The organism is Spirosoma pomorum (assembly GCF_054776615.1).
On sequence record NZ_BAAHBP010000001.1, the window covers coordinates 975,018 to 985,987 of the forward strand.

Consider the following 10,970-nt stretch of genomic DNA (forward strand, 5'->3'; position numbering starts at 1 on the left):
AGCTTATTTTCCGGCGATCACGCGATTTACTTCTTCGGAGATCTTAATCGTCCCGATGGCGTTAGGATGTAATCCATCGAGAAACCAGCCCGTCTGTCCCTGCATAAGCGTGTGCAGATCGATTATTTCAGATCCGGTCTCCTTGGCCACTTCCTTCACGATAGGAACAATTTCATTGTCAATGACGCCCGGCTGCACACCGAACGTGTTCGACGCAAAAGCCGGTGGCGGTGTACATAGGTAGATTTTGGGCGAGCTGGACAGTTTCTTGAACGAATCGATCAAGGCCAGGTAATCCTGCTTGAACTCGGCTTTATACTGCCAGTTCTGCGCTTTTGAATCGTTGGCCCCAAACTCGACAATCAGTATCGTCGGCTTCCAATCGAGCGCAAACTGGTATTTCTGCGCCTGCCAGTACGGAATGTCGCTTTTCTTCAGCATGCAGGTTCCCCCCACCCCAAAGTTCAGTACCTTGTCGGGCGACGTCACCAGGTTTTGTAACAGAACAGGGTACGTTTGTTCGACGGGCAACGTGTAGCCTTCCGTAATACTCGTTCCGATGCAGGCAATCCGTACGCTAGGACGCACAATATCGCTGATAGCACGGCAGCCCCAGCCAACCAGGACGACAAACAGTAAGCCAAAAAACCATTTTTTCATACAGTAGCCGATTATCGGCGGGGTTGTCAATTTTTGCTTAAAGTTAGCCTAACATTCTATTGGAACGGCATTTCAGCCAGGAGCCCAGCCTCATTATTGGAAACCATCGCTCTTCTACCCAGTTAATTTTTCGGGTAGTCCTGTCCCATGCTGTTGACTTCCCACGTGCACACAAGTAACCTTCACGACCTATAAATAAACTAACTGAGCCAACTATGGAAACCAAACCAACCAGCTCGTTCTTCCAAAACGTCTGGATTGTACTGCGCGACTCCTTTAACGGGTTTATGGACGACCGAGGCCTGAAACTCAGCGCAGCATTGGCGTATTACACCGTTTTTTCCCTGGCTCCTCTGCTCGTACTGATCATTTCCCTGCTCAGCATTTTTTACGGGCAGGAAGCCGTACAGGGACAAGTTTTTTCCCAGATCAACGGATTGGTTGGTAATGCAGCCGCTAAACAGATTCAGGACATGCTCAAAAGCATTGAGCTGTCGGGTAAAACTAACGTAGCCCTGGGCATTGGTATCGTTACGTTGTTGTTCGGTGCAACCAGCATCTTTATCGAAATTCAGGACTCAGTCAATATGATCTGGCGGGTAAAGGCTAAACCAGCGAAAGGCTGGCTCAAACTGATCAAAGACCGGCTGCTGTCGTCTTCACTGGTTCTTAGTCTGGGCTTTTTATTGCTCGTATCGCTAATCATCAATGGGGTGATCCTGGCCATGAGTGATCTACTCGTCCGCTACATTCCAGGAGTGGGCGTTTTTCTGGTCGAAGCGTTGAATTTTACGGTGAGTACGGTCATTGTTACGGCCCTTTTTGCCACGATTTTCAAGGTATTACCCGATGCCAAGATTGCCTGGAAGGACGTACGCTGGGGAGCTTTCTTCACGGCGCTGCTCTTCATGCTGGGACGCTATTTGATTGGTTTATACATCGACACAACTGGCACCAGTTCAACCTACGGTGCCGCGGGATCGCTGATCGTTATCCTGACCTGGATCTACTACACGGCGGCCATTCTTTACTTCGGTGCCGAGTTTACGCAGGCGTATGCCAATCATTTTGGTATCAAGATCGAACCCGCCGAGCATGCCGTCTACGTCGAACAACGGGAGCGGGAACGGGATGTGGCTGTGATTCCGACGGATGCCAAGATAGAACAGGCGAACCAAAAAGAGTAAGCGCAGCTTACCAGCCCCTGATTACGTGCGGTCAGCAGAAGATAGACTCTTCCGTTGACCGCACGTTTGTATTTTGAGTAGTTTTAGTCGAGGCTAACCAATCCTCTTCTGAACATCAATGAAAAAACTACTACTGATCTTTCCGCTTGCCGTTTTACTGCTGGCGTACACTACCGAAAAAACGTACCCAGTGGGCCAGATAAAAACGCCACAGGGTGAAATTCTTTTCTGGCTGTACGACGAAACGCCGAATCACAAAGCCAGTTTCATCAAACTCGCACAAAAAGGCTACTGGGATACGTTTACGTTCAACCGGGTCATCAAAAACTTTGTTGCGCAGGGCGGCTGTCCCGACACGCCCGAAGGGTTCGCCAATTCTCCACACCTGCTGAAACCTGAATTTGTGCCTACTCTCAAACACGTTTATGGGGCCGTTGGAGCCGGACGGGATGATAACCCGGAGATGCTGTCGGCCGGTTGTCAGTTTTACATTGTTCAGAACAAGAATGGACTGGCTCGATTGGATAACAAATACACGGTTTACGGGCAGGTGTTCAAGGGGATGGACGTAGTGGATCAGATCGTTTCCGTCAAAACCGATACAACCGACACACCCCTTACTCCCATTCCGCTCGACGTTAATGTCATTGAACTAACAGAAGGACAGCTAAAGGAATTGGGCTACAAGAAGTAGACATAGAGAAACAGAATAAGAAGAAACAAGCCAGCAAGAATTAGCGGAGGATCCTTCCTTATCTACGGTTAGCCAGTCCTCGTTCGAACAGATATCGGTTGCCTTAGTTACTCTACAAACGTTATTGATTAAGAAGATGGCAACAAAGGTTTGGTTCATTACGGGTGCCTCCCGCGGGTTTGGTAAAATCTGGGCCGAAGCAGCCTTGAAACGGGGTGATAAAGTAGCCGCTACGGCACGTAATACCGATGATCTGGCGGATTTAGTTGATACATACGGCGACGCTGTTTTACCCCTACAATTAGATGTCAATGACCGGAAGGCCGACTTCGAAGCCGTCAAGAAAGCGCACGATAAATTCGGTCAGTTGAATGTTCTGGTGAGTAACGCTGGCTACGGTCATTTCGGCTTCGTTGAAGAACTGAGTGAGGAGGAAGCTCGTAATCAGCTCGACACCAACGTGCTAGGTTCCTTATGGATCATTCAGGCGGCCTTACCAATCATGCGCGCTCAGGGCAGCGGCCATATTATCCAGGTCTCCAGTATTGGCGGCATCGTGGCATTCCCATCGTTGGGTATGTATCATGCCTCCAAATGGGCTATCGAAGGGTTGTGCGAGTCACTATCGCAGGAGGTAGCTAAGTTTGGGATCAACGTGACCTTGATCGAGCCAGGCGGCTTCTCGACCGACTGGAGTGGCAGCTCAGCCAAACACAGCGAACCCATTGCAGCCTATGATGACGTTCGGGAAGAACGCGCGCAGACCAGCGCTAAAAGTCCAAAAGGTGATCCGGACGCAACGGCTGACGCCATTTTGAAAATCGTTGACGCCGAACAGCCCCCACTTCGTATTTTCTTCGGCACGATGCCGCTTCAAATTGCCGAAGCTCGCTACAAGCAGCGATTGGAAACCTGGAAAGAGTGGAACTCAGTATCAGAAGAAGCACAGGGTCAGTAACAGCGCGATACGTACAAAACAAACTCCCTTATCAGGCTCTGTGCAGCGTTGATAAGGGAGTTTGTTTTATACTACGTCAAATCACGCTTCGGTCGTAGTGACAGTCAGTGTTACGTCTATATTTCCGCGGACAGCACGCGAGTAAGGACAGGTTTGGTGAGCGGTGGCTACGATTTCTTCGGCCTGCTCCTGCGACAAGCCAGGTAAATTGACGTGCAACGTAACGCCCAGCGTCGGCAGTTTTTCTTCGTCTCTAAACAGGTCTACGGTAGCGTCCACGGTCATGTCGTCGACCGGCAGCTTTGCCTGACGCGCGACGAAGATAACGGCGTTACCGAAGCAGGCGGAGTAACCAGCCGCAAACAGCTGTTCTGGATTCGTAGCACCTTCCCGGGCACGACCACCCAGGTGTTTGGGCATGGTCAGTTGGAGATCCAGCCCGTTATCGTTTGATGTAACCTGGCCGTCGCGGCCACCAACGGATTTGGCCTGGGCCGAATGCATGATATTCGTTGTCATAGTTGAATAAAGTGAACAATTAATCAGGAAAGTAACGTAATCAGGTGAGTCAGCTCCCGGCGCAGTATGGCGACCTCGTCATGCTTCAAAGAAAAGCGCTGGGCCAGTTCTTCCGGAATCTGGCGTGCCTGCTCGTGCAGGTCCCGCCCGGAGGGCAGTAACCCAATAAGCACGGAGCGTTCATCGCGCGGATCTCGCCGGCGACTGATGAGTTGCTTCTGTTCAAGCAACTTCAATAAAGGAGTCAGTGTGCCCGTATCCAGATACAGCTTCTGGCCAATCTCTTTTACCGAGATTTCCCGGTGTTCCCAAACCAGCATCATCACCAGATACTGTGGATAAGTCAGGCCAATGCGCTCCAGTAGCGGCTGGTACGTTTTAGTAATCAGCCGGGATAGGGCATAAACCGGAAAACAAGCCTGTTCGTCTAACCGGAGCCGGGAATCGATCTCAAAAGATGGTACGTCTTCCATTTGTTGAACAAATATAGCCCTTAATTACATTGTATCAAATATAATTTTACACAATTCAATTAAGTGTTTGTACAACACAAAAAAAGAAGCGCCCGCTGTCCAACCAATCGTGAACAGCGGGCGCTTTGTCTATCTATCGAAAACCTTATTGCTGAAATAAAGGCTCACCCAGGAGCCGTTTTAGGTCGAGCTGGTTGAGCAATAGCTGGTACTGGAACGTAAGTCGACCTAGCTCAGCTTCTTCCACGCCGGTCTCGGCGCTTTGTAATTCGACGTTCGTAATGACTCCATTACGTAGTCGGGCATTGGCGATCTGCAACGCCTGACGAGATTGCAGCACCTGCGTTTCCAGGTTAGCCAGCCGCGTCTGATTGCTACGGATATCCGCGTTCAACTGGGCGATAGTCTGGCGGAGCTGCGCGTTGGCGTTCTCGACGGCGTAGCGGCTGGCGTTCAGGTTAAGCTGAGCCGCCTGGTTCTGCAACTGATAGCGCTTTCCCGAGTAGATGGGAACGTTCAGCGCTACTCCGGCTGCTACGTTGAATCTAGGCGTATTGATCTCGGGCAAATAGCCGTTCCGATATCCCGCTGATCCGGTAAAACTCAGGCTCGGGCGACCAGCCAGGTTGTTAACGATAATATCTGTTTCGGCCTGCCGAACGCGATCCTGTGCCAATAGGACATCTTTGTTTCCCACAAGCCCAGATACGTCGCCAGTCAGACTGTAAGGCTGCGTTGGGCTGCTGCCCGTTGCTTCCAGATTAAACTGACTCGTTGCCTGGCTGACATCGGGGTTTTCGCTGCCGGTCAGGTACTGCAACTGCGCCAGCTGACGCTCTAACTGATTCTGGATTTCAATCTTACGGTTCTGAGCCGCCTTTACCCGCACCTGCTGCGTCAGTACGTCGTACTGGAGCGCGTCGCCATTTTGCAACCGGGTACTTAGCAACTGGACGTTGGCACCCGCCGTTTTGATCACCGAATCCTGAACGGCCAGACTCTGCCGCAGAAACCCGATTCCATAATACGTAGCAGCAACCTGGTAGGCCAGAGTCTGTTGCGTAATTTCCTGCGTCCGGCGCAGCACCTGTACGTTATCTTCAGCCTGCTTTACGGCGGCATTGGTCCGGCCCCAGTCGTAGATCGTCTGCCCGATGCCGACGTAGGCGTTAACGTTATGGTTTGGCTGGAACTGCAACGTCCGAGGAACCCCATCAACGGGCAGCGTTGCTTTCGCGACCGGATTCAGGTATTGGTACGAGGCATTCCCATTGATATTAGGGCGCAAACTCGCCCGGGCAATATCGGACCGTAACTCACCGGCCTGAATCTGCTGTTGCTGCTGTTTCAGCACCGGATAGTTCGCGTTGGCCTGCTGCACCAGCGCCCGCAGGTTGCTGGAAACCGGGGCCGGTTGCTGCGCCTGCGCAACACCAGCCACCAGCAGTGATATAAGGATTGAAATGGTTGATTTCATGTCAGATTAGTGAGCGGCATCGGCAACGGCTTTGGCCGTAGCAGCGTCCATTTTTTTGCTTTTCAGTAAGAACAACAGCGGGAACGAGACAACGAAGAACAGCGCTGCCAGCCGGAACGTATCCAGGTACGACAGCATCAGGGCCTGCCGCGAAACAATCCCGTCAAGAACTTTATAAGCCCCCGATACGGCATCCATGGCGTTAACCCCCTTGGCAATCAGTCCCTGCGTCAGTGCCGTTACCCGTTCGTCGGTGATCATGTCCCCCGTCTGTATATTCGATACCAGTTCGGTACGGTGGTAGGCTGTGCGCTGGGTCACGTAAGTATTCGTAATCGCTATACCAAAGGCGCCCCCCAGTTGCCGCATCATGTTCACCAGGGCAATACCGGTGGGAAGCTGACGAGGTTCCAAGGTTGACACCGACTGGTTGATGAGGGGTACGTTTGTGAAAGCCAGCCCCGCCCCGCGAAGAATAAGCGCTACGGCAAAGAAGGTGCCCGCCGTTTCCGCATTGAAGGTCGACATCACCATACAGAACGCAGCAAACGCTACGTATCCCGCCATCACAAGTATCCGGGGCGACACGCCCTTGGCCAGCAGCCGCCCAACGATAGCGAACATCGGCAGCATGGCCAGACCACCCGGAATCAGCAGCTGCCCCGTGATGGTGGCCGTGAAGCCAACGATCCGCTGCGCAAACAGTGGGTACAGCAATACAGAGGTGAACAGACCGTACCCGACGACCACGATCAGCAGAGAGCCGACAGTCAGGTTTCGATTTTTCAGTACCCGTAGGTCCACCACCGGGTCTTTCGTGCCCCGTAGTTCCCACCAGATAAAGAGCGGAATGCAAACGGCCGCAAATCCTGTCAGCCAGCGGATGATACTGTCATCAAACCAGTCATCGGCTTCCCCCCGTTCCAGTACGTATTGTAGGCTGCCAATGCCGACGGCTAGCAGCAGAATACCAAACTGATCGATTGGAATCGTGCGCCGGTCGATGTTGTACTCTTCCGGCTTCTTATCGATAAATGACAGGCTCAGAAGCACGGCGATAATACCAATCGGTACGTTGATGTAGAACATCCAGCTCCAATGGTAGTTGTCGATGATGAAGCCCCCCAGCACCGGGCCCAGCGTTGGTCCCAGTACGATACCCATACCGAACAGGGCCGACGCCAGTGGGCGCTGCTCAGGCGGAAAGGCGTCAAACATCAAGCCCTGCGAGGTCGACAGCAAGGCACCACCGCCTACGCCCTGCAGGAAACGAAAAGCAACCAGTGTCCATAAATCATCGGCAAATCCGCAGCCGTACGAGGCCAGCGTAAACAGAATAATGGACCCGATGTAGTAGTTTTTCCGACCGAAGTAACGCTGCAGAAAACCCGTCATCGGAATGACGATTACGTTCGCAATGGCGTAGGCCGTTACCACCCAGGAAACGTCTTCGATCGTTACACCCAAGTTACCCGCAATATCGGTTAGTCCAACGTTGATGATGGACGTATCGATCAGCTCAATAATTGCCGCCGAGATGGCTGTGATGACCACAATCCACCGGCGAAAGCCCGTTGGCACGGCCGCAGGAGCCGCTATTTGAGTTGCCATAAATTAAAAGGGAGATAAGAATGAAAGTGGACTGAAGCCAGGGCGCTACCGGGCTCAGCCCTCCGCCTTGTGTCCTTACCTGCTTTCTTCCTTGAATTAGTTCGCCACCCGCACTTCAGCGTCAACGCTCAGGCCCGCCCGCAGTTGATTTTTGTATTTTTCCGGATTGATGATATCAATCTTCACCGGAACGCGTTGGGTGATCTTCACGAAGTTACCCGATGAGTTGTCGGGGGGCAGCAGCGCAAACCGGGCGCCCGTAGCTTCCGACAGGGATGAAACCTTACCTTTGATCGCCAGATCTGGATAGGCGTCTACCTTGATATCAACTTCCTGTCCTAGCTGCATTTTTTCCAGCTGCGTTTCTTTGAAGTTGGCCACGATCCAGAACGTCGAGTCGGCAACAATCGTCATCAGGTTCTGGCCCGGCTGGACGTACTGACCAACGACAACGTTTTTCCGACCAAGTTTTCCGGAGATTGGCGCTACCAGATTGGCGTAACCCAGGCGCAGTTTGGCGTTATCGATAACCGCCTGTTTCACCTTCAGAACCGCCTGAATTTTCTGGATGTTCGACTGAGCTTTAGCGATGCCCGCCTGCGCCACATCCTGCGACGTTTTCGCCAGATTAATCTGCGCTACGTTAGCTGTGTACTGACGAGCCTGCACGTCGGCTACATTCCGCGAATCCTCCAGTTGTTTCTGGGTCAGCGACTGGGCTGCGTATAAGTTCTGATCCCGTTTCAGGTCGTTTTGTGCTTTATCCCGACGGGATGCCTGCACCTCGGCATTCGACTGGGCAACGCGCAGGTTCTGCACGACGTTGCGGGCGTTTGCCTGAGCATTCTGTAAGTCAGCCTGGGCGGTGGCCAGATCGGCTACGGTTTGCTGATAATCGGCTTCGGCCTGCGCCAAGGCTACATCGTACTCCTGCGGATCGATCGTCACCAGCGTCTGCCCCTGCTTTACCGTTGCGTAATCATTGACGGTTACTGATTTTACGTAGCCCGCTACGCGAGCCAGGACCGGTGCGGTATTGCCTTCAATCTGTGCGTTGTCCGTTGATTCATACTGCTGGCTGTGGCGAAACGCTTTGAAGCCAAAATAGCCGCCAACGATCAGTACGAGACCAATAATGATGCGGGGTAAGTACGTACTAAGTGCGCTTTTCTCTTCCATTACTTGCTGAGTTGCCGTAGTCGTTGCCATTTTTTTTATGGTTTTCAGGCAATTTGTTACTGATAAATGTTTGTAAATAATCGGGGATTATAACCCAGCTCTGGTTTTTTCGAAACCGGCTCGCAAAAGTAAACTAGGTTGACTATAAAGTCAAACAAGTTGACTATATTTGTACAAAATTCAGTTATCAATTGTTTCTTAATAATTGGTCTTTGCTTTAGAATCGTGGAAATAGATAAGAAGCCCTTTGATTTTGAACAATACCGCCTGAATCGGGAGCGGGCAGTTGGTCGACTCTTCTGGCGGTTAAAGCGTTACGTTAACAATGCTGTGGAGCCAAAGCTGCATGAGCTCGGTTACGAGAACTTTAAAATGAGCTATCTGATGCTGCTATCTCACATCGAGGAAGAAGGCACCACCAATAACGAACTGGCCAAACGGTCGGGGGTGAGCAAGCAGATGATGAGCAAAATCGTCGGCCTACTGGAGAAGGATGGCTACATCTACACGCAGAAGAACCCCAATGATTCTCGATCCAGCATTATTTTCCTGAATGATCGCGGTAAAGAGCTGTTCGTTGCGCTAAAGGACTGCATGCAGCAGGTACGCGAAAAGTTCGATAACATTGTCGGACACGCGGAGATGGAACAGGTGATCAGTACCATGGCCCGGTTATTATCCGAATTGGACAAAGAGGAACAGTAGACCCGGCCTGCTGGTTAATTACGTAGCTTACGTTTAACCAGTGCTTCCTATGCCGTTTCAGTCCATTAACCCGTTCACGCAGCAGCCTCTCGAAACGTACCCAGCTGACAGCGACGAAACCATCGAGCGAAAACTTCAACAAGCCGACCGGGCCTTTGCCGACTGGTCGGCTTTGTCTATTCGGGAGCGAATAACTTACCTCTTACGCGTGGGCGAACAACTCACGGCCGATAAAGAACAGCTGAGTGAGCTGATTACGGCCGAGATGGGCAAAACCCGGAAGGAAGCGATTTCAGAAGTTGAGAAGTGTGCCGACTGCTGTACCTTCTACGCTGAACACGCCGAGCAATTTCTGGCGGACCAGACTATTAAGTCGGATGCGCTTCGCAGTTACGTTTCGTATCAACCGTTGGGCCCCGTACTGGCCATCATGCCATGGAATTTTCCGTTCTGGCAGGTTTTCCGGTTTGCCATTCCTGGTCTGATCGCGGGTAATGTTGGTCTGCTCAAACACGCTCCTAACGTATTTGGCTGTTCGCTGGCGATCGACGACGTATTCCGAAAAGCGGGGCTACCGGATGGTGTTTTTCAATCATTACTCATCGACGTAGCGCCGGTCGAAGGCTTGCTCAAGGATAAGCGTGTTAAGGCGGTTACGTTGACAGGCAGCGGCCGGGCGGGTGCATCTGTAGCTGGTATTGCCGGTAGTCAAATCAAGAAATCAGTACTGGAATTGGGTGGATCGGATGCGCTGGTCGTACTGGCCGACGCCGATCTGGAAAAAGCTGCGGAAGTAGCCGTCAAATCCCGCATGCAAAATGCCGGACAAAGCTGCATTGCCGCCAAGCGATTTATTATTGACAAACAGGTGAAGGCACAGTTCACCGAGCTGGTTCTTCAGCACATTCAGCAAATTCGTCAGGGCGATCCGCTGGATGACGCTACTACGATGGGACCGATGGCCCGCATGGATCTGGCCGATTCGATCGAGCGCCAGTACCACGAGTCTGTCGCAAAAGGAGCCAAGTCCCTGGCGGGCGGGGACCAAACCAGTATTCGTCGCTCGGGGTGCAACGTTCAGCCGATACTTTTGGACAACGTAACGCCTGGTATGGTGGCTTTTGATGAAGAAACCTTCGGGCCACTAGCGGTTCTGATCGAAGCCAAAGACGAAGCCGATGCCATCCGACTCGCCAATCAGTCTGATTTTGGTCTCGGCTCAGCCATCTGGACGCAGGATTTGGAGAAGGGTGCTCGGTTAGCCAGCCAGCTTCAGGCGGGGTCAGTCTTTATCAATGGCCTTATGCGCTCCGATGCACGGGTTCCTTTCGGCGGCATCAAGCAGTCGGGCTTCGGCCGCGAGTTGTCAGAGGTTGGTATTCGGGAATTCGTTAACGTCAAAACTGTCTGGATCGACAAACCAGGCGCTTAGAGCAGTGAAGGATTTCGATCCAGCTCGGCTGATTCATACTTTTTGTCATTCCGACCGGGGCGCGTAGCCGGTCGG

The 10,970-nt window shown here is 52.2% G+C and carries 11 protein-coding genes; 5 read left to right on the plus strand and 6 right to left on the minus strand.

From position 1 onward, the window contains the following. Positions 1-3: 3 nt before the first annotated feature. Entirely contained in the window at positions 4-660 is a 657-nt protein-coding gene (locus tag ACYVAD_RS04070) for a GDSL-type esterase/lipase family protein (RefSeq protein WP_461138178.1), read from the minus strand. Positions 661-875: 215 nt separating this feature from the next. Here ACYVAD_RS04070 and ACYVAD_RS04075 point away from each other — a divergent pair, with 215 nt between their 5' ends. From ACYVAD_RS04075 to ACYVAD_RS04085, 3 genes are all read left to right on the plus strand, one after another. Beyond that, a complete protein-coding gene (locus ACYVAD_RS04075; RefSeq protein ID WP_461138179.1) occupies positions 876-1,847 on the plus strand; it encodes a YihY/virulence factor BrkB family protein in 972 nt (323 codons plus the stop codon). A gap of 118 nt (positions 1,848-1,965) precedes the next feature. Continuing rightward, positions 1,966-2,541, plus strand: a complete 576-nt coding sequence (locus ACYVAD_RS04080) for a peptidylprolyl isomerase (RefSeq protein ID WP_461138180.1) — start codon at positions 1,966-1,968, stop codon at positions 2,539-2,541. 136 nt (positions 2,542-2,677) lie between these two features. Beyond that, positions 2,678-3,499, plus strand: coding sequence for an SDR family oxidoreductase (locus tag ACYVAD_RS04085; RefSeq protein WP_461138181.1), 822 nt, complete (start codon positions 2,678-2,680; stop codon positions 3,497-3,499). Positions 3,500-3,580: 81 nt separating this feature from the next. Here the strand turns inward: ACYVAD_RS04085 and ACYVAD_RS04090 are convergent, their stop codons facing one another. From ACYVAD_RS04090 to ACYVAD_RS04110, 5 genes are all read right to left on the minus strand, one after another. Next, the gene (locus ACYVAD_RS04090) at positions 3,581-4,018 is read right to left on the minus strand and encodes an organic hydroperoxide resistance protein (RefSeq protein WP_461138182.1); all 438 of its coding nucleotides are present in this window, start codon (positions 4,016-4,018) and stop codon (positions 3,581-3,583) included. A gap of 23 nt (positions 4,019-4,041) precedes the next feature. Then, positions 4,042-4,491, minus strand: coding sequence for a MarR family winged helix-turn-helix transcriptional regulator (locus ACYVAD_RS04095; protein ID WP_461138183.1), 450 nt, complete (start codon positions 4,489-4,491; stop codon positions 4,042-4,044). A 145-nt stretch (positions 4,492-4,636) separates the two neighbouring features. Beyond that, positions 4,637-5,968 carry a TolC family protein gene (locus ACYVAD_RS04100; RefSeq protein WP_461138184.1) on the minus strand — a complete coding sequence of 444 codons (1,332 nt, stop codon included), beginning with the start codon at positions 5,966-5,968 and terminating at the stop codon, positions 4,637-4,639. A 6-nt stretch (positions 5,969-5,974) separates the two neighbouring features. Beyond that, the gene (locus ACYVAD_RS04105; RefSeq protein ID WP_461138185.1) at positions 5,975-7,579 is read right to left on the minus strand and encodes a DHA2 family efflux MFS transporter permease subunit; all 1,605 of its coding nucleotides are present in this window, start codon (positions 7,577-7,579) and stop codon (positions 5,975-5,977) included. A gap of 96 nt (positions 7,580-7,675) precedes the next feature. Next, complete coding sequence (locus ACYVAD_RS04110) at positions 7,676-8,788, minus strand: HlyD family secretion protein (RefSeq protein ID WP_461138186.1); 1,113 nt, start codon at positions 8,786-8,788, stop codon at positions 7,676-7,678. Between the two features lie 195 nt (positions 8,789-8,983). Here ACYVAD_RS04110 and ACYVAD_RS04115 point away from each other — a divergent pair, with 195 nt between their 5' ends. Both ACYVAD_RS04115 and ACYVAD_RS04120 read left to right on the plus strand, forming a co-directional pair. Then, positions 8,984-9,463, plus strand: coding sequence for a MarR family winged helix-turn-helix transcriptional regulator (locus ACYVAD_RS04115; RefSeq protein WP_461138187.1), 480 nt, complete (start codon positions 8,984-8,986; stop codon positions 9,461-9,463). A 49-nt stretch (positions 9,464-9,512) separates the two neighbouring features. Beyond that, positions 9,513-10,895, plus strand: coding sequence for an NAD-dependent succinate-semialdehyde dehydrogenase (locus tag ACYVAD_RS04120; protein WP_461138188.1), 1,383 nt, complete (start codon positions 9,513-9,515; stop codon positions 10,893-10,895). Positions 10,896-10,970 lie beyond the last annotated feature (75 nt).